Source organism: Ottowia flava (assembly GCF_008017535.1).
GTDB lineage: Bacteria > Pseudomonadota > Gammaproteobacteria > Burkholderiales > Burkholderiaceae_C > Ottowia > Ottowia flava.
The window spans coordinates 22193-42960 of sequence record NZ_VRUA01000021.1; the positions used below are offsets into that span (position 1 = coordinate 22193).

Annotated in this window: 18 protein-coding genes; 11 read left to right on the forward strand and 7 right to left on the reverse strand. The window is 67.5% G+C overall.

Annotated features, from left to right (window positions below; genetic code table 11):
• Window positions 1–90: 90 nt before the first annotated feature.
• The 3 genes from FVQ98_RS16630 to FVQ98_RS16640 form a co-directional block, all read right to left on the reverse strand.
• Complete coding sequence (locus FVQ98_RS16630) at window positions 91–1752, reverse strand: L-lactate permease (protein ID WP_147914579.1); 1662 nt, start codon at window positions 1750–1752, stop codon at window positions 91–93.
• Between the two features lie 200 nt (window positions 1753–1952).
• Window positions 1953–2603 (reverse strand): response regulator transcription factor, encoded by a 651-nt coding sequence (locus FVQ98_RS16635; protein ID WP_147914580.1) that lies wholly within the window; start codon window positions 2601–2603, stop codon window positions 1953–1955.
• Entirely contained in the window at window positions 2545–4398 is a 1854-nt protein-coding gene (locus FVQ98_RS16640; protein ID WP_370512980.1) for a sensor histidine kinase, read from the reverse strand. Before FVQ98_RS16640 ends, FVQ98_RS16635 begins: the two co-directional genes overlap by 59 nt.
• Window positions 4399–4548: 150 nt before the next feature.
• Here FVQ98_RS16640 and dsrO point away from each other — a divergent pair, with 150 nt between their 5' ends.
• The 4 genes from dsrO (at window position 4549) to FVQ98_RS16660 (ending at window position 12255) form a co-directional block, all read left to right on the forward strand.
• Window positions 4549–5355 carry a sulfate reduction electron transfer complex DsrMKJOP subunit DsrO gene (gene dsrO / locus FVQ98_RS16645; protein ID WP_147914581.1) on the forward strand — a complete coding sequence of 269 codons (807 nt, stop codon included), beginning with the start codon at window positions 4549–4551 and terminating at the stop codon, window positions 5353–5355.
• Window positions 5356–5374: 19 nt separating this feature from the next.
• On the forward strand, window positions 5375–6409 hold the full coding sequence (gene nrfD / locus FVQ98_RS16650; RefSeq protein ID WP_147914582.1) for an NrfD/PsrC family molybdoenzyme membrane anchor subunit: 1035 nt from the start codon (window positions 5375–5377) through the stop codon (window positions 6407–6409).
• A gap of 25 nt (window positions 6410–6434) precedes the next feature.
• Window positions 6435–9722: a molybdopterin dinucleotide binding domain-containing protein gene (locus FVQ98_RS16655; RefSeq protein WP_255507831.1), complete on the forward strand. Its 3288-nt coding sequence runs from the start codon at window positions 6435–6437 to the stop codon at window positions 9720–9722.
• 610 nt (window positions 9723–10332) lie between these two features.
• Window positions 10333–12255, forward strand: a complete 1923-nt coding sequence (locus FVQ98_RS16660; RefSeq protein ID WP_187265771.1) for a hypothetical protein — start codon at window positions 10333–10335, stop codon at window positions 12253–12255.
• 147 nt (window positions 12256–12402) lie between these two features.
• On the opposite strand, the gene FVQ98_RS16665 is transcribed toward FVQ98_RS16660, so the two are convergent.
• On the reverse strand, window positions 12403–13392 hold the full coding sequence (locus tag FVQ98_RS16665; protein WP_147914584.1) for an alpha/beta fold hydrolase: 990 nt from the start codon (window positions 13390–13392) through the stop codon (window positions 12403–12405).
• Between the two features lie 25 nt (window positions 13393–13417).
• On the opposite strand from FVQ98_RS16665, the gene FVQ98_RS16670 reads away from it, so the two are divergent.
• The 7 genes from FVQ98_RS16670 (at window position 13418) to FVQ98_RS16700 (ending at window position 19056) form a co-directional block, all read left to right on the forward strand.
• Entirely contained in the window at window positions 13418–15322 is a 1905-nt protein-coding gene (locus tag FVQ98_RS16670; RefSeq protein ID WP_255507832.1) for an acyl-CoA synthetase, read from the forward strand.
• Between the two features lie 52 nt (window positions 15323–15374).
• Window positions 15375–15758: a VOC family protein gene (locus tag FVQ98_RS16675; RefSeq protein ID WP_147914585.1), complete on the forward strand. Its 384-nt coding sequence runs from the start codon at window positions 15375–15377 to the stop codon at window positions 15756–15758.
• Between the two features lie 83 nt (window positions 15759–15841).
• On the forward strand, window positions 15842–16900 hold the full coding sequence (locus FVQ98_RS16680) for an aldo/keto reductase (protein WP_147914586.1): 1059 nt from the start codon (window positions 15842–15844) through the stop codon (window positions 16898–16900).
• Window positions 16901–17011: 111 nt separating this feature from the next.
• Complete coding sequence (locus tag FVQ98_RS16685; RefSeq protein WP_147914587.1) at window positions 17012–17281, forward strand: hypothetical protein; 270 nt, start codon at window positions 17012–17014, stop codon at window positions 17279–17281.
• A 21-nt stretch (window positions 17282–17302) separates the two neighbouring features.
• On the forward strand, window positions 17303–17800 hold the full coding sequence (locus tag FVQ98_RS16690; RefSeq protein ID WP_147914588.1) for an aminoacyl-tRNA deacylase: 498 nt from the start codon (window positions 17303–17305) through the stop codon (window positions 17798–17800).
• 264 nt (window positions 17801–18064) lie between these two features.
• Window positions 18065–18700, forward strand: coding sequence for a glycerol-3-phosphate 1-O-acyltransferase PlsY (gene plsY, locus FVQ98_RS16695; protein ID WP_147914589.1), 636 nt, complete (start codon window positions 18065–18067; stop codon window positions 18698–18700).
• On the forward strand, window positions 18697–19056 hold the full coding sequence (locus FVQ98_RS16700; protein ID WP_147914590.1) for a RidA family protein: 360 nt from the start codon (window positions 18697–18699) through the stop codon (window positions 19054–19056). Before plsY ends, FVQ98_RS16700 begins: the two co-directional genes overlap by 4 nt.
• A gap of 91 nt (window positions 19057–19147) precedes the next feature.
• On the opposite strand, the gene FVQ98_RS16705 is transcribed toward FVQ98_RS16700, so the two are convergent.
• The 3 genes from FVQ98_RS16705 to FVQ98_RS16715 all read right to left on the reverse strand — a co-directional run bounded on the left by FVQ98_RS16705 (window position 19148) and on the right by FVQ98_RS16715 (window position 20733).
• Window positions 19148–19801, reverse strand: coding sequence for a retropepsin-like aspartic protease family protein (locus FVQ98_RS16705; RefSeq protein ID WP_255507833.1), 654 nt, complete (start codon window positions 19799–19801; stop codon window positions 19148–19150).
• 130 nt (window positions 19802–19931) lie between these two features.
• A complete protein-coding gene (locus FVQ98_RS16710; protein ID WP_147914592.1) occupies window positions 19932–20417 on the reverse strand; it encodes a YajQ family cyclic di-GMP-binding protein in 486 nt (161 codons plus the stop codon).
• Window positions 20418–20466: 49 nt separating this feature from the next.
• Window positions 20467–20733 carry a DUF2164 domain-containing protein gene (locus FVQ98_RS16715; protein WP_147914593.1) on the reverse strand — a complete coding sequence of 89 codons (267 nt, stop codon included), beginning with the start codon at window positions 20731–20733 and terminating at the stop codon, window positions 20467–20469.
• Between the last annotated feature and the right edge of the window lie 35 nt (window positions 20734–20768).

Consider the following 20768-nt stretch of genomic DNA (forward strand, 5'->3'; position numbering starts at 1 on the left):
TCATGTCTGCGCGCCGCCGGCCGGCCATGAAAAAAGACCGCCGAAGCGGTCTTGAATTGGCCCGGCCCCAGCGGGGCCAGTCGGTTGAATTTACTTGACCACCATCAGCGTGAACGGCCAGACGTAGGCCTGCATCGTCACGTACAGGCCAACCAGGCAGGCCAGCGCGATCGAATGGAAGAACACGTAGCGCAGGATCTCGCCTTCCTTGTTGAACCAGCGCGTGGCGGTGGAGGCCACCACGATCGACTGCGCGTCGATCATCTTGCCCATCACGCCGCCCGAGCTGTTGGCGGCGCCCATCAGGTTGGGCGACAGGCCCAGCTGTTCGGCCGCGACCTTCTGCATGCCGCCAAACAGCACGTTCGACGCCGTGTCGGAACCCGTCAGCGCCACGCCCAGCCAGCCCATCAAGGTGCCGAAGAAGGGGTAGAGGATGCCGGTGTTGGCAAAGGCCAGGCCCAGCGTGGTGTCGGTGCCCGAGTAGCGCGTCAGCGTGCCCAGCGCCAGCATCAGCACGATGGTCAGCAGCGAATACTTCACCAGCCACAGCGTCTTGAAGAAGGTCCGCACGATGGTGATGGGGTTGTACTTCATGACCAGCGCGCTGACGATGGCCGACACCAGGATGCCGGTGCCGGTCGCGGACAGCAGGTTCAGCGTGTAGACCGCGCCTTCCTTGGTCGGTTGCGGTACGACGGGTGGCACCTTCTCGATCAGGTTGTGCAGGCCGCCCATGGGGAAGGACGGTGCAAACAGCCCGTTGAGCCAGGCCTTCACCGAAGGCAGCCCCCAGAGAAACACGAACACCGACAGGATGACCCAAGGCGTCCAAGCCGCCACCAGGGCTTCGGTGCTGTGCTTCTTGATGGGCTGCGGTGGCTTGGCCTCGGCGGCGCTGGGGTCGTGGCCGCGCAACGAAGGCGAGGTCCAGACCTTCTTGGGCTGCCAGACGCGCAGGAAGCCGACCAGGCAGGCCATCGATGCCAGCGCGGCGATGATGTCCACCAGCTCCGGTCCGATGAAATTCGACACCAGGAACTGCGGGATGGCGAAGCTGACCCCGGTCACCAGAATGGCGGGCCAGATTTCCATCATGCCCTTGCGCCCCGCAAACGCCCAGATCAGCCAGAAGGGCACGATCAGGGAGAAGAAGGGCAACTGTCGCCCCACCATGGCGGTCACTTCCATGACGTCGTAGCCGTGTACCTTGGCCAGCGTGATGATGGGCGTGCCCAGCGCGCCGAAGGCCACCGGCGCCGTGTTGGCGATGAGGCTCAGCCCCGACGCGGCCAGCGGCGAGAAGCCCAGGCCGATCAGGATCGCTGCCGTGACGGCCACGGGTGTGCCGAAGCCCGCAGCGCCTTCAAAAAAGGCGCCAAAGCAGAACGCGATCAGCAGCAGCTGGATGCGCCGGTCTTCGGTGATGCCGGAGAGCGAATCCTGCAGCACGGCAAAACTGCCGTTCTGTTCCGTCAGCTGGTGCAGAAAGATGATGTTGAGCACGATCCAGCCGATCGGCAGCAGGCCGGTGAAACCACCGAAGAGTGCGGCGCGCCCGGCCATGTCGGCCGGCATGCCGTAGGCGAAGATGGCCACCAACAGCGCGGCAATGAGGCCCATGCCGGCGGCGATGTGCGCCTTGATGTGGAAGAACCCCAGGGCCGCCAGCATCACCACCACCGGAATGGCGGCGAGGAAGGTGGACAACACCATGTTGCCCATCGGGTCATAGATCTGTTGCCAAGGCATCGGATTGGTCTCCTGTTCTTAGGATGGTTTTACGAGCAACCCGTGTCCTCCGATCCGAAACCGATACCGGCAAGGGCAGCGTGCTGTCGGCGCCCGTTTGTGCGGCGCGACTTCGGTTATAGCGGGCTGTTTGCGCGCGCGCCAGCCCCTTGGCGACCACTGTGCCGCGCAACGCACACTGGGCCTGGCAGCGCCGGCTTTCAGTCCAGTGCCGTCGGGTCGCTGGAAAGCATCAGCCGCGCCAGTTCGGCGGCGCTGCCGATCTCCGCCTTTTCCATGACGTGCTGCCGATGGATATGCACGGTTTTCTCGCTGATCCCGAGTTCGCGCGCTACCAGCTTGTTAGGCAGACCGCGCGCGACGAGCCGAGCCACCTCTGCCTCGCGCGGGGACAGGCGCGCAAGACGGTCGCTGGCCTGCCGCGACCGGGCGTGGACGGCGCGCTCGGCTTCGCGTTGCCGGAGGGCGGCAGAGACGATGTCCAGTAGACGCTGGTCCTTGAATGGTTTCTCCAGGAAGTCGAAGGCGCCGTTCTTCATCGCCTGCACCGCGAGCTCCACGTCGCCGTGACCGGTGAGAAAAACGATCGGCAGCTGGATCTCGCGTGCAAGCAGGGTCTGCTGCAGTTCCAGGCCACTCATGCCGGGCATGCGGACGTCGAGTAAAAGGCAGCCGGTGTGTTCGACGTGGATCAGCCCGTCCCCCAGGTAGTCGTTCGCGCAGGCATGGCCCACCGCATCCCAGCCCATCGATTCGAGCAGGAACACCAGCGAACGGCGAAACGCCGCATCGTCATCGACCAGATGAATCTGCCAGGGGTGCGGGTCGGCTGAGAGGCGCTCTGACGTCATGGGGCAAGGTGATACTGAAAACCAGACCGGGTGGGTTGGCCGCTGGCGCAGCGTCCAGCCGGCCGCCATGCGCCTCGGCGATCGTGCGACAGATCGCCAGACCCAGGCCCATGCCGTCTGGCTTGGTGGTGAAGAAGGGCTCAAACAGCTGCGATTGTTGCGCGTCGGCAAGCGGATCGCCGAGGTCGCGCACCTCGATCCGCAGTTGGCCCGAGACCAGGGACAGGCGCACGCTGAGCCGCTGCCGCTCGGGCGGCAGCTCGCGCGTGGCGTCCCAGCCGTTTTTGAGAAGGTTGAGCAGCACCTGCTGAATCTGCAGCCCGTCCATGCTGACGGTGGTGCCGGGTGGCAGTTCGTCGACGACGTCTACGGGCGGCGCGCCCGCCTGCATGCCGCGAAACAGCGCAACGGCGTCGCGCACGACGGCATCTGGTGATACATGGGTGCGCTGGGCCACGCGCTTCTTGGCAAACGAGCGGATGCGCCCCAGAACACCCGCCGCCCGCTCGGCCTGCCCAGCCATTTCACCCGCTGCCTCCCGCACCGTCTCAGGCGTCAGGCGCTGGTTGTCTGCGCGACGGATCAGGCTTTGCGCGTAGTTGCCGATGGCCGCCAGCGGCTGGTTCAGCTCATGGGCCAGCGTGCCCGACAGTTCGCCCAGCACCGACAGCCTGGCCAGATGCTCTGCCTGCTCGCGGCTTTGCTGGAGATGGGCTTCCAGTGCCTGCCTTTCGCGCGCGGCGGCGCGCAAATCGGCCGTGCGCGCGTCAACCTGGCGCTCCACGTGGAAGGTGTACAGGCCGCCCAGGCCAATCAGGGCAAACAACCCGACGATCCACGGCCAGTAGCGCCGAACGATGGCCGTCATCGTGGGCGTGCGCAGACCCGCATAGCTGCCGATCTGCAGTTCACGCTGCAAGTCGTGCACCGCCTGGTAGTCGGCGGGTACGGTCCAGACGATCGGGCTGTCTTCACGCCGCATTTCCAGCAGCGCGATGGTCACGGCGCGGGCCAGTTCAGGATCGGTGTGGCGCAGCGTGGCGATCGGCCAGTTGGGGTAGAGGCGCGTGCTGCTGGCACAGGCGAAGCCGGTCTCGTGGCGAGGGGCCACGACCCGGAACCGAGCGCGCCACTCTGGTTTGGCTTCGATCATGCAGGCGCGCACAAAGCCTGCGTCGGCCTGGCCGCTGGAAACCGCGGTCAACACGCGGTCCATCGGCAAGCCGACGGTGCGCAGATCCAGATCGCGTGTGGGCTCAATGCCTTCGGCCGCCAGCTCGCGCCAGGCCACCTGAAAGCCTGCAAATCCTTCTTCTCCCACGATCGCAACGCGCTGACTGCGCAGGTCGGCCAGGCGCTGAATGCGCTGATCGTCCGATCGCGTGACGACGGCGGTGCCGATGGCTTGATCGGCTGAGCCAGGTGCGTCCCCGGTCTGCAGCGTCAGGATGCGCGAGGCGCCCACACGCGATTCCAGCTCGACGTAGTGCCCGGGGTTGGTGATGACGAAGTCGATGTCGCGCCCCTTGGCGGCAGCGACCAGCCCCTCGTGCGCCAGCAGACGAAGTTCGACCGATCTTCCGGGCAGCGCTTTGCTCAGCTGGGTGACAACGGGCGACCACTCTTCCACCGCGGCCTCGTTGCCCAGGTAGGCCAGCACCCCGATGCGGACCGGGGCTGCGCTTTGAGCGAGAGCCGGCCGCCAGGCCACCAACGCCAGCAGCGCAACGACGACGAGCGACAGGCGCCATGGCAGCGCCCATTGGATCAGCGGAAAGCGGGAGCACATGCGCACAGGAAACATGGCAAATCCGAGTAACCCGGTCGGCAATAGGGAAAAGTGTCTATCGGACCGAACTATTAACCGGATGGTCAATGGGGATATTGTTTCCTACAGTGAATCGTCGGCAAGAAAAAGTGGTTGGAAGCCGTTACGGAACACGAAATGAATCACCTACCTGAATCTCTTTCCAAACCCGGCCCAAGCGCCAATGAGGCAGCGCCGTCGGGCAGCAAGCGCGGACTGCTCCGTGCACTGTTCGGCCTTGGCGTGACGGCCACCGGCATGGTGGTTACCGCCGATCCGGCGGCGGCGGCCATCAACGCCCAGCCGCCGCGCCGTGGCGAGGCCAATGGCAAGCGCTACGGCATGCTGGTGGACATTCGCCGTTGCATCGGCTGCCAAGCCTGCACGGTGAGCTGCTCCCTCGAAAACCTGCCGCCGATCGGCCAGTTTCGCACAACCGTGCTCCAGTACGAGGTGGACAGCAAGGTCAACGGTGTGCCGCCCGCCATGGTCAGCCTGCCGCGGCTGTGCAACCACTGCGACGAGCCACCCTGCGTGCCGGTCTGCCCGGTTCAGGCCACCTTCCAGCGCACCGACGGCGTGGTGCTGGTGGACAACGAGCGCTGTGTCGGTTGCGGTTACTGCGTTCAGGCCTGCCCGTACGACGCCCGCTTCATCAACCACGAAACGCAAACGGCCGACAAGTGCACGTTCTGCGAGCACCGCCTGGAGGTCGGCCTGCTGCCGGCCTGCGTCGAAAGCTGCGTGGGCGGCGCCCGCAAGATCGGCGACCTGAACGATCCCAAGAGTGAGATTTCGACCCTGCTCAAGGAGAACAAGGACGAGATCAAGGTGCTCAAGCCCGACATGGGCACGCGCCCGCACGTGTTCTACATCGGTCTGCCGGACGAGTTCGTCAACGGCATCGATGGCCAGGCCGGCGTGCGCGTGCTGCCCGAGCACTGAGCCGCAAGGAGAGAACGCCATGAACATCATCGAACTGCTCACCCCTGCGTACGAGGCCGCCTGGCTGCCCTGGGCTGTCCAGTACTTCTTCTTGATCGGCATTGCGGCCACCGCCGGGCTGTTGGCGGGTTGGCTGGCCTTTGGCTCGCCGGGTTCCGATCGCGCGCGCCTGCTGCCCGCCACCGTCGTCGTGCTGCTGGTCACCGGCATCGCGGCGCCCGTGTCGCTGTTGGCCGACCTGCACCAGCCCGGCCGCTTCTGGCACTTCTACGCCTACCCGACACCCTGGTCGTGGATGTCGATCGGCGCGTTCCTGCTGCCGGTCTACGTCACGCTCGTGATGCTGTTCAGCGCCAGCTGGTGGTTGCGCAAGCTGAGCTGGATGCGCGCGATCGGCGTCCTCATGATCTTGAGCGCGCTCACCATCCTGACCTACACCGGCGGCGAAATGATGGTGGTGCGCTCGCGCCCGCTGTGGGCCACGCCGTTCCTGCCGGTCAACCTGGCGCTGACCGGAGCGCTGGGCACGTTGGGTGCCGTGCTGCTGGTGGCGCGCTGGCTGCCCGGCGGGCTCAAGGGCTTCCCCATCGGCCTGCTGCGGCGCCTGGCCCAGCTCGTGTCGCTCGCGCTGGCCGCTGCTGCGCTGGCCTGGGCCCTCCTGGGCGTGCTGGGCCACTCGCCATCGTTCACTGAGGCCATGAAGCTGTTCACCGAGTTCGGCGCCTGGAAGCTGGCGCTGATCGGCTCGCTGATCGTGGGGCTGGCGGTGATGGCGCTGATCTGGCGTCCGCTGGGCAGCCACCCCTCCAACGCCTACGGGCTGGTGGTGGCGCTGGCCCTGCTGGGTGCCGCCTGGGTTTTCCGCTGGATCGTCTTCATGGCGGTGCAGACGGTGCCCAAGTTCGGTGCGGGCCTGTACCTGCAAAGCCTGCCCTGGGGCAGCGACGGTGTGCTGGGCATGGTCGGCGTCTTTGGCCTGGTGGCTGCGCTGATCGCCATCGTCAGCACCGCGCTGTACCACTTCCCGCCCCGTGTCACGCTCGCCGCCGCCTGAGGCGCGCCAGCCAAGGAGTCATGCCATGAATGATGCAGTGAAATCCAATCGCCCCGACGGCAACCCGCCGCCGGACATGAGCAAGCGCCAGTTGATCACGCGCGGCGGCATCGCCGGCGGTGGTCTGGCCGCTTTCGCCGCCGGATACGGTGAAACTCTGTTCAAGGCCGGCAAGGGTCTGGTAACCGGCAGCGCCGGCACCGCACCGCCCAGCGCCTTGCGCGGCAACTCGCTGACACCCGAATTCCGCATCGACCCGGCCACGGGCGTGCTGACCACCCAGCCCGGCCAGACCGTGGCGATGTCCAGCTGCCTGGGCTGCTGGACCCAGTGCGGCGTGCGCGTGCGGGTTGACAACGAAAGCAACCGCATCCTGCGCGTGGCGGGCAACCCCTACCACCCGCTGGCCACCGGCAACCCGGCGCCCATGGAAATGCCGGTGCGCGAGGTGTACGCGCGCCTGGGCGGCGACACCGGGCTTGAAGGTCGCGCCACGTCCTGCGCGCGCGGTTCGTCCATGCTCGAGCAGCAGTTCAACCCCCATCGCGTGCTGCAGCCGCTCAAGCGTGTGGGCCCACGTGGCGCAGGCCAGTGGAAGACGATTTCCTTCGAGGACCTGGTCAAGGAAGTCTGTGAAGGCGGCGACCTGTTTGGCGAAGGGCATGTCGACGGCATGCGCGCCGTGTTCGACACACAGACGCTGATCGACGTCGACAACCCCGACTACGGCCCGCGCAGCAACCAGTTCTTCTTCACCGACGCGTCCAATGAAGGCCGCACCGCGCTGATCCGCCGCTTTACCGAGCAGTCGTTCGGCAGCATCAACTTTGCCAACCACGGCTCGTACTGCGGCCAGAGCTTCCGCGTCGGCGCCGGCGCCGCGCTGGGCGACATCAAGGGCATGCCGCACGGCAAGCCCGACTGGACCAGCGCCGAATTCGGTCTGTTCATCGGCACCGCGCCCGCGCAAGCCGGCAACCCGTTCCAGCGCCAGGGGCGTGAGCTGGCCGAGGCGCGTTCGCGCAAGGTCAACCCGTTCCGCTACGTTGTGGTGTCGCCGATCCTGCCGACCTCGTCCAGCCTGGCGGCCGGCAGCGGCAATCGCTGGCAGCCCATCAAGCCCGCCACCGACCTGGCGCTGGCCATGGGCATGATCCGCTGGATCATCGAGAACGAGCGCTACAACGCCGCCGCGCTTACGCAGCCCGGCCCCGCCGCGGTCGAAGCCGCGGGCGAGGGCGCCTGGACCAACGCCACGCACCTGATGGTGGCCGACCCGAAGCACCCGCGCTTTGGCACCTTCCTGCGCGGCGAAGACCTGGGCTGGCCCAAGCCCGAGGCGCCGGCCAAGCCAGCAGCAGCGGCCCCTGCAGCGCCCGCAGCGGCCAAGCCTGCTGTGGCTGCCGCGGCCGCGGCCGATCCAGGCAAGCCCGCTGCCGCCGCGGCAGCCCCGGCGCCCGCCCCGGCACCCGAAGTGCCCGACGTGTACGTGGTGCAGACCGCCAACGGGTCGCTCGTCGCCCACACGCAGCCGCAACCCGCGCAACTCAAGGTCGACACCACCCTCGACATCCCCGCCTGGGGCGAAAACGGCCAGGCCGTGCCCGTGGTCAGCGCCTTCGTGATGCTGTCGCGCGAGGCCGCCCGCCAGTCGCTGGACGAGTACGCTGCACTGTGCGGCGTGCCGCGCGCCGACATCGAGGCACTGGCGCGCGAGTTCACCAGCCATGGCAAGCGCGCCGTGGCCGATGCGCACGGCGGCACCATGAGCGGCGCAGGCTTTCAGACCGCCTATGCGATCAGCATGCTCAACACGCTGATCGGCAACCTCAATCACAAGGGCGGTCTGGTGCTGGACGCCGGTCCGTTCGGCCCCTTCGGCCCTGGCCCGCGCTACAACTTTGCCGAATTCCCCGGCAAGGCCAAGCCCAGCGGCCTGTCGCTCTCGCGCAACCGCACGCCGTACGAGAAGTCGAGCGAGTTCAAGCGCAAGAAGGCCAGCGGCGCCAATCCGTACCCCGCGCAGGCGCCGTGGTATCCGGCCACCGGCAACCTCAGCAGCGAAATGGTCGCCTCCGCGCTGAACGGCTACCCGTACAAGGCCAAGGTGTGGTTCAACCACATGGCCAACCCGGTGTACGCGATCTCGGGCTTCCGCAACGCGTTGATCGACAAGCTGAAAGACCCGCAGCACCTGCCGCTGATCGTCTCGATCAACCCCTTCATCAACGAGACCAACGCCTACGCCGACTACATCGTGCCGGACACGGTCACGTACGAAAGCTGGGGCATCTCCGTGCCCTGGGCGGACGTGGTGGCCAAGTCGTCGACGGTGCGCTGCCCGGTGGTCGAGCCACGCGTGGCGAAGAACGCGCGCGGCGAGCCGATCAACCTCGAAGCGTTCCTGTTCGCCGTCGCCCGCACGCTGAAGATGCCCGGTTTCGGCGCCGGCGCCGTCAAGGACAAGGAGGGCAACGCCTTCGATCTGGACAGCGCGACCGACTTCTACCTGTGCGGCGTCGCCAACATCGCCTTCTCGGCCGGCAAGCCGGTGGGCGAAGCCAGTGACGACGATCTTCAAGTGACCGGCCTTAAACGCCTGCAACCGCTGCTCGAAGCCAAGCTCAAACCCGCCGAATGGCGCCAGGTCGCCATGGTGCTGACGCGCGGCGGCCGCTTCGACAAGCTGGAACAGGCCTGGGAAGGCGACCACCTCAAGGTGCGCCACAGCAAGATGCTGCCGCTGTGGGACGAAGGCATCTCCAAGATGCGCCATTCCATGACCGGCGAGCGCTTCAGCGGCTGCCCCACCTGGCAGCCCACGCGCCTGGCCGACGGCACGCCCATGCGCGACAAGTACGGCGAGAAGGACTGGCCGATGCTCATGATCTCGTACAAATCGAACCTGATGAGCTCCATGTCCATCGGCGCCAGCCGTCTGCGCCAGGTGCACCCGCACAACCCGGTGTCCATCCACCGCGACGACGCCAAGCGCTTAGGGATAGCCAACGGCCAGGCCATCCGCATCGTCGGCCCGGGCGGCGCGGTGAAGGGCGTGGCCATCGTGCGCGAAGGCATCATGCCCGGCGCCATTGCCGTCGAATACGGCTACGGCCACCACGAGCTTGGCACACGCGAGCACCTGGTCGACGGCCACCCCATGCCGTCCAACGAAGCGCTGGGCGCCGGTACCAACATGAACGACATGGGCCTGGTCGACGAAACCCGCAAAGGCCACGCCAACGCCTGGATCGACACCATCTCCGGCGCCGCCGTGCGCCAGGGCGTGCCGGTACGGGTGGAAGCCGCCTGACCGGCGCTTGACCTGGTGAAAGCCCCGGGTGCCGCCACGGCTCCGGGGCTATTTTGTGCAGACCGTCGGCGGGCGCGTGAATCGGTTTTGCTATCGATGCAGGAGCTGGCTGCGCAGGTGGTTGTAGCGCTGCAGGGCGAAAAGGCTTAAAAGTTGTAGTCCTGCGCCCTGGGAGGGCCCAGCGCTTTGTCGCGTTCACACAGGGCACAACACGGCCTGTCACTGGTGCGGTGACTGCTATCTTTGCGATAGCTGCCCACGCAAGCGGTTGTAAGGCTAATGCCTGAATTTGGCCTAAAAAGCATGGCCCGAACTCGTGCGGGCGCGTGGGCCCAAGCAAGCCGTCAGATGCCGCCCGTCGCTGGCGGCCGAGCAGCCTCACCCACGCGTTGGCGCCAGCACGCCACCGCGCCCGGGCACGCATGAAAATACCAAAAAAGTACCATATTGAAACAATGGTACTTATTCGCTAGAGTGCTCACCGCGCGGCGCTTTTCTTTGCTGTCTGGGGGACAAGGGTCCACGCGCTTACCGACAACGCCCAGGAGCACCGATGTCATCCCATCCATTCCCTCAGCAGCGGCGCATCGCAGCGGCTGCGCGCCCTCCCATGCGCAAGCCAGGTGGCCACGCGGCCGGTCTGCCCATCCGTTGGGCGGTCTTGACCTTGTGCGGGGCGGCGTTGGCGCTGCCGGCGGTGGCAGGTGGTAATGGCGGCAACGGCGGCGGCGTCGGTGGCGGAGGTAATCCTGGCACTGCGGGTGACATGGCCACGGGCAGGGGTGGCGCGGGCGGCTTGGGCAGAAGCGGCGCCTTGGGTGGCAGCGGCGGTAACCCTGGTCTGGTGGTGAGTTCGGCCTACGAGAACGCGGCCGGCGCCGCTGTCGCTGGGCAAACCGGGGGCATCGGAGTCGGCGGCCCGGTAGCCTCTGGCGTGACGGGCAGCGGTGGTGGCGGTGGTGGTGGTGACGGGTTGGTCCTCAACGCCGGCGCGAGCCTTGTCAACCGTGGCGCACTGAGGGGCGGCGACGGTGGGCTCGGGGGGGACGTCGGGGGCTTTTTCGGAGGAGGAGGGGGCGGCGGTGCAGGCCTGGTGGCTTCGGGCGCGGTCACCAATTCCGGCACGATCACCGGCGGCGTCGGTGCCTCATATCGACCGCTTACTCTCCCCGGGATTGGTGGGAGTGGCGCCGGCGTGGTGGCCAGCGGCGCCACCATCGTCAATCAAGCCGGCGCCAGCATTTTGGGTGGCAGGGCCCCAGCGGTTGCGTTGACCTTTGTCAACGGCGCGGGTGCAGGCGGCAACGGCGCGGGCGGAGCCACAGGCAGCACTTTGAACGATCCCGGCGGCGGCCAATCCGGTGCGGGCATCACGGGCGACAACCTGAATATCGTCAACAAGGGCCAGATAGCGCGGGGCGATGGGGGGTTCGTTCCTGGGGTGGGGTCGTTTGGCCCCGCCAATCCGTACGCCATCTGGTTCGGCCAGGGTACCAACCGCCTGGAATTGCACCCCGGCTTCAGCTTCACCGGCATCGTGCGCGGCGACGGCGACGACGTGCTGGCCCTGGGCAGCGCGGCGGGCGATGACGGCAACATGGCCCTGCCCACGCTGACGGCGCCCGCCTATGAGGGCTTTGACGCGTACGAGAAAACCGGCCCGGGCCGCTGGACCGTGACCGGCGCGCAGGCGGACGCGGCCACGGCGGGCTGGAAGCTGGTGGAAGGCCGGCTGAACCTGAACGGCGCCCAACTGGGCGCGCTGACCCTGGCGGGCGGCGCGCTGACCGGCAACGGCCAAGTGGCCGCGCTGGTCGGCGGCCCCGGCACGGTGGCACCGGGCAATTCGGTTGGCACGCTCACGGTCACCGGCGCCACCACGCTGGCTGGCGCCACCTACGCGGCCGAGATCGACCCCGGCCCGGGCACGGCTGACCTGCTGGCGGTGAACGGCGCCAACCTGGCCGGTGGCAACCTGACGGTGACCAGCCTGGGCGGTGCGCCCGGGGTGGGGCAGACCTTCACCGTGGTCAGCGGGACGGGCATCATCGGCCAGTTTGCGACGGTCACGTTCACGGACAATTTCCCCACCGTCACGCCCGAAGTGCAGTACAGCGCGTCCCGTGTGCAGATCGTCTACAAGGCCGCGGCCCCCGCCGCGACCGTCTTGCGACTGAACCCCATCGCCAACGTCGCCCAAGGCGTGGCGCCGCAACTGTCGGGCACCAGCGTGCCGCCGGTGTCGGGCCCGGTGCAGGTCGTGCTGACGGCCGGCGCGCAGGTGGTGACCCTGCAAGCACAAATGGTCAACGGCGTGTGGACACTGACCGGCCCGGCCAACTTGCCGGTAGGCCCTGTAACGGTGCAGGCCAGCATGCCCGGCAGCAACCCGCCCGTGGCGCCGATCACCGGCCAGTTTGCCGTCACCGCCGGGCCGCCGGTCGTTGCGGTGCCGGTCAACAGCGGCTGGATGCTGGTCGCGCTTGCGGCGCTGTTGGGTGGGCTGGGCATGCGCCGGCGCCGCGCGCGCTGAAACGCGCGAAGCGCAGGCGGGTAAGGCGCGCGTGAAGCACCCCAGCCCTGCGGCGGGGTGCTTTTTTGCTTCTATTTATGTAGCTGGTCGCGTAGGTGGTTGTAGGGCAAGAGGCCGAAAAGGCTTGAAATTTCCAGATCAGCTGCCTCAACCCTGCCGCGCCGAGCCCGCTTCATGCGGCGCGTCCGGCGCGGTCAGAAAGCCCTCAATCAACGCCGCCAGCGCCTGCGGCTGGTCGTGGTGCAGCATGTGGCCAGTGTCGGCCAGCACCTCGCGGCGCAGGCTGCGCACGGCGCGCAGGCGTTCGTGGAATTCGGGCAGGGTGAAGCGATCGCCCCACCAGCCGGCCAGGCTGTCGTCGCTGGCTTCAACCATCAGCACCGGCGCGGTGATGGCGGCGTACAGCGCCTCGATTTCGTCCACGCGAAACAGCTGCGCGTTGATGACGCGGTGCGCGGCCTCGCCCAGGATTTCCCAGCGCTGGCTGCCGTCGGCCTGCAGGCGCTCGGCCGCCCACTGGCTGGCCAGCCACTGCGCCTTGTCCGCGGGCAGGCGGCGGTTGGTCTTCATCAGGCGCGCGGCCACGCCGTCCAGGCTGTCGTAGGTTTTCAGCGCGCTGTCGCCGCGGTGCAGCGCCTGCAATTCGTCCAGCCATTTGGCGTAGCGCTTGGGCGCCTGGTCGGGCCGCGTGGCGGGCATGCCAAAGCCTTCCAGGTTGACCAGGCGGCGGATGCGTTCGGGCCGGGCGCCGGCGTACATCATCACGATGTTGCCACCCATGCTGTGGCCGATCAGGTCGACCAGGCGGCCGGGCGCGTAATGGTCCAGCAGCCATTCCAGATCGCCCAGGTAGTCGGGGAACATGAAGTGGTCGACCGGCGCGCCGGTGGTTTCGCCAAAGCCGCGCCAGTCCGGCGCAATGACCAGGCGGCCGTCAAAGAAGCCGGGCGACAGCGCGTCGACGGTGAACTGGTAGGACGCGGCCACGTCCATCCAGCCGTGCACCATCACCAGCGGCGGCAGCGTGGACGCGGCGTCGCCCCACAGGCGCACGTGGTAGCGCTGGTGGCGGATGGGCAGAAACTCGCTGCGCGAGGCGCGGCGGGGCTGGTAAGGTGCGGCAGAAGAAGCATTCATCGCGCCGATTATTCAGGAGACCCCCATGCCCCAGCGACCCGCCGGCGACAGCGCCGCCGCGCTGCCCGACGACCACTACGCCGCCATGCACGCGGCCTTCCGCTGGCAGGTGCCGGCGCGCTTCAACATCGCCCAGGCCTGCTGCCGGCGCTGGGCCGCGTCGCCAGACACGGCCGCGCGCACCGCCATCGTCACGCACCGCGCGGACAGGCCGCCCGAGGCCTTCAGCTACGCCGATCTGGCGGCGCAGGCCGACCGCCTGTCGCACGCGCTGAGCCAATTGGGCGTGCAGCGCGGCGACCGCGTGGCCATCGTCATGCCGCAGCGAACAGAGACGGCGGTGGCCTACATGGCGGTATTCCAGCTGGGCGCGGTCGCGATGCCACTGTCGCAGCTGTTCGGGCCGGAGGCGCTGGCGTTCCGCCTGCAGGATTCGGGCGCTTGCCTGGCGCTGTGCGACGCGGCCTCGCTGGCCGACCTGCAATCGGTGCGCGCCGATTGCCCGGCGCTGCGCTACGTCGTTGCGCTGGGCGCGGGCAGCGCCGACCACGCCTGGGACGCGCTGCTGGCCGCCGCGCCGGCCACGCCCTTCGCCTGCGTGGACACGGCGGCCGACGACCCAGCCGTGCTGATCTACACCAGCGGCACCACCGGCCAGCCCAAGGGCGCGCTGGTGCCGCACCGTGCGCTGATTGGCAACCTGCCGGGCTTCTTGTGCAGCCAGAATGGTTTTGGTTTTGATATCGCTGACGTCAACGCGCTGGCCAGCGGCGCTTGGAACGGGCGGCAACCGGCGGCGCGCGTGCCCAGCGTGTTCTGGAGCCCGGCCGACTGGGCCTGGACCGGCGGCCTGTGGGACGCGCTGATGCCCACGCTGTACTTCGGCCAGACCATCGTCGCCTTCAACGGCCGCTTCAGCCCCGACACCGCTTTCGACATCCTGCAGGCGCACCGCGTTACGCACAGCTTTCTGTTCCCCACCGCGCTCAAGGCCATGATGAAAGCCGTGCCGCACCCGCGCGAGCGCTACACGCTGCACCTGGACACGCTGATGAGCGCGGGCGAGGCGGTGGGCGATGCCGTGTTCGCCTACGCGCGGGACGAGCTGGGCGTGGTGGTCAACGAAATGTTTGGCCAGACCGAGGTGAACTACATCGTCGGCAACTGTGCACTGAATGTGGCCCCCACGCTCCGCACTGACGTGTCTGCGCTGCCCCCCGAGGGGGCCCAAGCCGCCTTGGGGCGGCCCGGCGGCGGCTTGCCCGCGCGGGGCAGGGCACTCGGCTGGCCCGCCAAGCCCGGCAGCATGGGCCGCGGCTACCTCGGCCATCTTATTGAAGTGATCGACGACGAAGGCCAACCCTGCGCCATCGGCGTGCCCGGCGATGTGGCGGTGCGACGCACCGACGTGCATGGCGACGCCGACCCGATCTTCTTTTTGGGGTACTGGCAGAACGACGCCGCGACGCGCGCCAAGTACCTGGGCGACTGGTGGCGCACCGGCGACATGGCGCTGCGCGACGCCGACGGCTACCTCTGGTACCAGGGCAGGGCGGACGACGTCTTCAAGGCCGCGGGCTACCGCATCGGCCCCGGCGAGATCGAAAACTGCCTGGTCAAACACCCGGCGGTGGCCAACTGCGCCGTGGTGCCCAAACCCGACGCCGAGCGCGGCGCGCTGGTCAAGGCCTACGTCGTGCTGACTCCCGAATTCATAGCTGCCCGCGCAGATTTTTCTAAGGCCAGAGCCGAATTTGACCAAGAATTGGTGGCCGAGCTGCAAGCCCACGTCAAAGGCCAGTTGGCGCCCTACGAATACCCCAAAGAAATCGAATTCATCGACCAGCTGCCGATGACGACGACGGGCAAGGTGCAGCGGCGTGTGCTGCGGATTCAGGAAGAGGAACGTGCTGCCACACTCAAGGCATGAGCTCGGCTAGGCCGTTCGAAACCCAGCAGGAACGGATTGCAGGAACGCTTCCATGAACACATTGACATTGGGCCCAGTCGGCAACGTCTTTTTCTTTGTGCCCGATCTGGACGCGGCCGTCGCGTGGTACGAGGCGCTGTTGGGCCTGCCGGCCGAGCGGGCGATGCCGCAGTTGGCCGTTTGGCAGCTGGCCGCGACGCGCCTGACCCTGCATGCCGAGGACGAGTACGACGCCCGCGGGGCTCCCGCGACCGGGACGGTGCCGTATTTCGACGTGGCCGACGTGGATGCAGCCACCGCGCTTTGCGTGGCGCGCGGCGCCGTGGCGCACCGGGGGCCGAAGACCGTGTTCTCGGGCGAGCGGCTGGTGCAGATACTCGACCCGTTCGGCAACCTGCTGGGCTTGCGCCAGCCTGGGGCGGGCTCAGGCGCATAGCGCCGTCGTCGGCGGGGCCGGCGCGTACACTGCCGGGTTTACCTGCTCGCCCTCGGGCGGCGCATTTCCGGTTGTCTGATCCGATGCAAACGATTCCTCTGGGGCAGAGTGACCTGCGTGTCACGCCCATCTGCCTGGGCACCATGACCTTTGGCGAACAGGTGGCGCAGGCCGATGCCCACGCCATCCTGGACCGCGCCGTCGAGCGCGGCGTGACCTTCATCGACACGGCCGAGATGTACCCCGTGCCGCCCAGCGCCCGCACGTACGGCGCGACCGAAACCATCATCGGCCACTGGCTGGCCGCGCGGCCCGGCATGCGCCAGCGCATCGTGCTGGCCACCAAGGTCGCCGGCCCCTCGCGTGGCATGCCCTGGGTGCGCGACGGGCAGGGCATGACGGCGGCGGATATCCGCGCGTCGTGCGACGCCAGCTTGAAGCGCCTGCAGACCGACGTGATCGACCTCTACCAGATCCACTGGCCCGAGCGCCACGTGCCGTCCTTCGGCAGCATCTACTACGACCCGGCGCAGGAAAAATCGGCCACGCCGATCCGCGAGCAGCTGGAGGCACTGGCTGCGCTGGTGCAGGCTGGCAAGGTGCGCCACATTGGCCTGTCCAACGAAACGCCGTACGGCGTGCACGAATTCGTGCGCCTGGCCGAAGAGCACGGCCTGCCGCGCATCGTCAGCACGCAGAACCCGTACTGCCTGACCAGCCGCGCGTACGACAACGGGCTGGACGAAACCTGCCACCGCCTGAACGTCGGTCTGCTGGCGTATTCACCGCTGGCCTTTGGCACGCTGACCGGCAAGTACGACGCCACCGGCATCCACGCCGACAACGCGCCGCGCGGCCGCATGAGCCTGTTCGACCGCATGAAAAGCCAGCGTTGGGGCCGCGAAGCCGCGCTGGTCGCGGCGCGCCGCTACAACGAACTCGCGCGGGCGCACGGCCTGACGCCCACACAGCTGGCGCTGGCCTTCTGTTACCGCAGTTGGCGGGTGGCCAGCACCATCATCGGCGTGACCACGCTGGCGCAGCTGGACGAGGATCTGGACGCCTGGAGCGTGGACTGGTCGCCCGAGCTGCTCGCTGCCTGTGACGCAATTCGCCAAGAAATGCGCGATCCGGCCGCCTGAACTCGCTTGGCACGGCTGCACTGGGCCGGCGCGCGTGAAACAATTTCGGTTGAGGTCTATCGGGGCGGCGGTGCGATACTGCCGCCCGCCTTTCATCCTTCGCCGCCCGCCATGCCCGCCCGCCATACCGAACTCCCCCTGAACGCCGCCTCGCTCAACGCCGTGGTGGACGCCATGACCGTCGTCACGCTGTGCTTGACCCAGATCCTGACGCAGGAGCAGCGTGAGCGCTTCGGCCGCGATTTGGTCACCATGGCCGAGATCGCGGGTCGCAAGGGCAACTTGGAGCTGACCTCGATCCTGCTGGACGTGCGCGCCTCTGTGAAGACGCGCGACGAGGAACTGGACGCCGCCAACGCGGCCGGCGACGCCGCGGCCTGAGGCGCGGTCGTCCGGCGGACCATGGCCAAGTCCAAAAGCGCCCACGTCAGCGAAACGCCGGCCACGGCGCTGCTGCGCGCGCGCGGCGTGGCCTTCACCGAACACCCGTACGAATACCTGGAACACGGCGGCGCCGAGCACAGCGCCGAGGTGCTGGGCTTTGACCCGTTCACCGTGGTCAAGACCCTGGTCATGCAGGACCAGGACGCCAAGCCGCTGATCGTGCTGATGCATGGCAACCGCAAGGTCAGCACCAAGAACCTGGCGCGCCAGATCGGCGCCAAATCGGTCGAACCTTGCCAACCCGAGGTTGCCAACCGCCACAGCGGCTTTCTGGTGGGCGGCACGTCGCCCTTCGGCACGCGGCGCGACATGCAGGTCTACATCGAGCAGACCATCTTGGAGCTGCCCCGCATCGCCATCAACGGCGGCCGCCGCGGCTACCTGATCGGCATCGACCCGCAGGTGTGTGTGGACGTGCTCGGGGCCAAGCCGGTGCAGTGCGCAATCGAGCTTTGAGCGCCCTCTACGTCGTTCAGATGGTCCAATTCGGGTTTGGAGCAATCCAGGAAAGCGGAGATAGCTCCTGATATAGGAGCAACCCGCTTTGGGCGCACGAACGGTTTTTGGCTGCGCGCGACACGATCGGGGTTATCGACGTCACAGAGCGGTGCTACCGCAACTGCCACGCAGCGGATTTCTGGACCGTGCTGGCAGAATCGGCCAGTCTCGAGTGCGCGGTCGTTTCCCGCGCGCTCGGGCCGCCGATTGTCTGGAGACTGCGTGACCTTTTCCCTCTATTCCGCTCTGGCCACCGTGGCGGCCTACCTGCTGGGCTCGCTCAGCTTTGCCGTCATCGTCAGCCGCGCCATGGGCTTGTCGGACCCGCGCAGCTACGGCAGCGGCAACCCCGGCGCGACCAACGTGCTGCGTTCTGGGTCAAAGAAGGCGGCCATCGCCACCCTGGTGCTGGACGCCTTCAAGGGCTGGCTGCCTGTCATGCTGGTCAAGTGGTTGGGCGAGCCGTATGGCTTGGGCGAAGGCACGCAGGCGCTGGCGGGCTTTGCGGCGTTCCTGGGCCACCTGTACCCGGTGTTCTTCCGCTTCCAGGGCGGCAAGGGCGTGGCCACAGCCGTTGGGGTGTTGCTGGCCTTCCAGCCGTGGCTGGCCTTGGCCACGGTGGCGACCTTTGCGATCATCGTCGTCTTCTTCCGCTACGTGTCGCTCGCCTCGATCATCGCGGCGCTGTTCGCCCCCGCCTACTACCTGCTGGGCAACGGTGTGGCCTGGCCCGCGTCGGGCGCCATCGCCTTGGCGATCGCGGCCATGAGCGTGCTGCTGATCTGGCGCCACCGCGAAAACATCCGCCGGCTGCTCGCGGGTACCGAATCCAAACTGGGAAGCAAGAAAAAGCCATGACTGACCGCAACATTCAGCGCTTTCACGTCGGCGCCCGCCTGTCCGAAACGGCTGTGTTTAACGGCGTGGTCTACCTGGCCGGCATGGTGCCCGAATCGGGCGCCAGCGACATTCGCGCGCAGACCGCCGACGTGCTGGCACAAGTTGACCGCCTGCTGGCCGAAGCCGGGTCGGACAAAAGCCGCATCCTGCGCACCCAGATCTACCTGGCCGACATCGCCGACATCGGCGTGATGAACGAGGTGTGGGACGCCTGGGTCGCCCCCGGCAACGCCCCGCCGCGCGCGACCGTGGAAGCCGCGCTGGCTAACCCGGACTGGAAGATCGAAATCGTGGTGACGGCGGCGCAGCGCTGAGCGCGCGACAGGCAATATTTTGCTATTGATAAGATAGCTGCCTGCGCATACTGGGTGCGGGCCAGAGTCCGATTTTTATAGAAACTTGTCCTCAGCGCTTGACCAGCATCATCTGGTCGCCGTCGCGCCGCATGTTGAAGCGGTTGAGGACGCTGTTGCCCAGCAAGACAGCGGGCATGGCGGCGGGCGTGATGACGGCGTCCACGTCGTACACGGTCACGTCACCGATGCGCAGGTCGCGCAGCTTGACCATCCAGCCCTGCGTGCTGCCGTTGGCCGTGGCCATGCGCACCGGACGGCCATTCTTGTAGTCCAGCCGCATGCGGTCGGCCTCGCCCTGGCCGATGGCGACCACGGTGGCGCCGGTGTCCACCATGAACTGCACCGGCTTGCCTTCGATGGTGCCGGCGGTCACGAAGTGCCCGCGCGCGTCGGCGGTCAGCGCCACCCGGTCACCGCCGGTGCGCATGGCACCGCCCACGCTGGCGGGCGATTCGCCCACCCGCAGCGTGACGCGCTGCCCGTCTACCTGGACGACGGCCTGGTCGCCCGATGTGGACAGCACCTTCACGCCCTGGTGCGTCTCGCCCGGCGCCACCGCGCGCGGCGCGCCGCCGCCAACGATCAGCAAGGCCTTGTTGCCAAGCATGCCTTGCAGGGCGACGGTTTGGGCTGTTGCAGCGAGGGTGGCCAGCAGGCCAACGGCGGCGAAAAGCGCTGTTCGCTTCGGAAGAGAAGGGCGCATGGTCCGTGCAAAAGCTGATCTGTGCGGGGGTGCCGAGCAGCCGAGGCGCCCGTGCCCGGGGTCCCCCCGGGCCACCAGGCGCGTCCCCCTTAGGGGGATGGCGCGCGCAGCGCGACTCAGGGGGATTCTTCTAGTCCCTGAAGTTATCAAACGACAGCGGCAGCTCCGTCATGTCCTTGCGCAGCAGCGCCATGGCGGCCTGCAGGTCGTCGCGCTTGGCGCCGGTGACGCGCACGGCGTCGCCCTGGATCGAGGCCTGCACCTTCAGCTTGCTGTCCTTGATCAGCTTCTGGATCTTCTTGCTGTCTTCGGTGGCGATGCCGCTCTTGACCTTGATGACCTGCTTGACCTTGTCGCCGCCGATCTTCTGCACCGTGCCCTTGTCCAGAAAGCGCACGTCGACGTTGCGCTTGGTCAGCTTGCCCCGCAGGATGTCCTCGACCTGCTGCAGCTGAAAGTCGGCGTCACCCAGCAGGGTGATTTCCTTGTCTTTCAGCTCGATCGCCGCGCTCGTGCCTTTGAAGTCAAAGCGCGTGCCGATCTCCTTGGCCGAGTTTTCCACGGCGTTCTTCACTTCCACCATGTCGGGGTCGCAAACTGTGTCGAAAGAAGGCATGTGTCCTCTCCTTGTGGCTGCCAGGGCGTGTGTTCGCCGGGTGGTGCGCTCAGCGGCGCGGCCGATCGAATTTACGCCAGTATTGAAAAGCGTCTTCGTGGACTTCCAGGTCCACTTCCTGCACCCGCGCCAACAGGCGCTCCTGCACGTCGGCCACCGCCTGGTTGTAGATCAGCGGGCCGATCTCTTCCAGAAAGAAGCCGAGCAGGGCGCCCGCGGCTACGTTGCCCAGGCGCTCGTCCAAGTGTTCGGCGGTGTAGCGCATCAGCGATTCGATGGCTTGCTGGCGGTCTGGCTTGGAAATCTCGATGGCCATGGGCGGGTTGCTTGCGGTGCGCTGCTGGGCGCGCG

Excerpts from the sequence above, each read along its gene's own strand:
- FVQ98_RS16630 (WP_147914579.1), bottom strand. The coding sequence starts at position 1,752 with ATGCCTTGGCAACAGATCTATGACCCGATGGGCAACATGGTGTTGTCC.
- FVQ98_RS16635 (WP_147914580.1), bottom strand. The coding sequence starts at position 2,603 with ATGACGTCAGAGCGCCTCTCAGCCGACCCGCACCCCTGGCAGATTCAT.
- dsrO (WP_147914581.1), top strand. The coding sequence starts at position 4,549 with ATGAATCACCTACCTGAATCTCTTTCCAAACCCGGCCCAAGCGCCAAT.
- nrfD (WP_147914582.1), top strand. The coding sequence starts at position 5,375 with ATGAACATCATCGAACTGCTCACCCCTGCGTACGAGGCCGCCTGGCTG.
- FVQ98_RS16655 (WP_255507831.1), top strand. The coding sequence starts at position 6,435 with ATGAATGATGCAGTGAAATCCAATCGCCCCGACGGCAACCCGCCGCCG.
- FVQ98_RS16660 (WP_187265771.1), top strand. The coding sequence starts at position 10,333 with ATGCGCAAGCCAGGTGGCCACGCGGCCGGTCTGCCCATCCGTTGGGCG.
- FVQ98_RS16665 (WP_147914584.1), bottom strand. The coding sequence starts at position 13,392 with ATGAATGCTTCTTCTGCCGCACCTTACCAGCCCCGCCGCGCCTCGCGC.
- FVQ98_RS16670 (WP_255507832.1), top strand. The coding sequence starts at position 13,418 with ATGCCCCAGCGACCCGCCGGCGACAGCGCCGCCGCGCTGCCCGACGAC.
- FVQ98_RS16675 (WP_147914585.1), top strand. The coding sequence starts at position 15,375 with ATGAACACATTGACATTGGGCCCAGTCGGCAACGTCTTTTTCTTTGTG.
- FVQ98_RS16680 (WP_147914586.1), top strand. The coding sequence starts at position 15,842 with ATGCAAACGATTCCTCTGGGGCAGAGTGACCTGCGTGTCACGCCCATC.
- FVQ98_RS16685 (WP_147914587.1), top strand. The coding sequence starts at position 17,012 with ATGCCCGCCCGCCATACCGAACTCCCCCTGAACGCCGCCTCGCTCAAC.
- FVQ98_RS16690 (WP_147914588.1), top strand. The coding sequence starts at position 17,303 with ATGGCCAAGTCCAAAAGCGCCCACGTCAGCGAAACGCCGGCCACGGCG.
- FVQ98_RS16700 (WP_147914590.1), top strand. The coding sequence starts at position 18,697 with ATGACTGACCGCAACATTCAGCGCTTTCACGTCGGCGCCCGCCTGTCC.
- FVQ98_RS16705 (WP_255507833.1), bottom strand. The coding sequence starts at position 19,801 with ATGCGCCCTTCTCTTCCGAAGCGAACAGCGCTTTTCGCCGCCGTTGGC.
- FVQ98_RS16710 (WP_147914592.1), bottom strand. The coding sequence starts at position 20,417 with ATGCCTTCTTTCGACACAGTTTGCGACCCCGACATGGTGGAAGTGAAG.
- FVQ98_RS16715 (WP_147914593.1), bottom strand. The coding sequence starts at position 20,733 with ATGGCCATCGAGATTTCCAAGCCAGACCGCCAGCAAGCCATCGAATCG.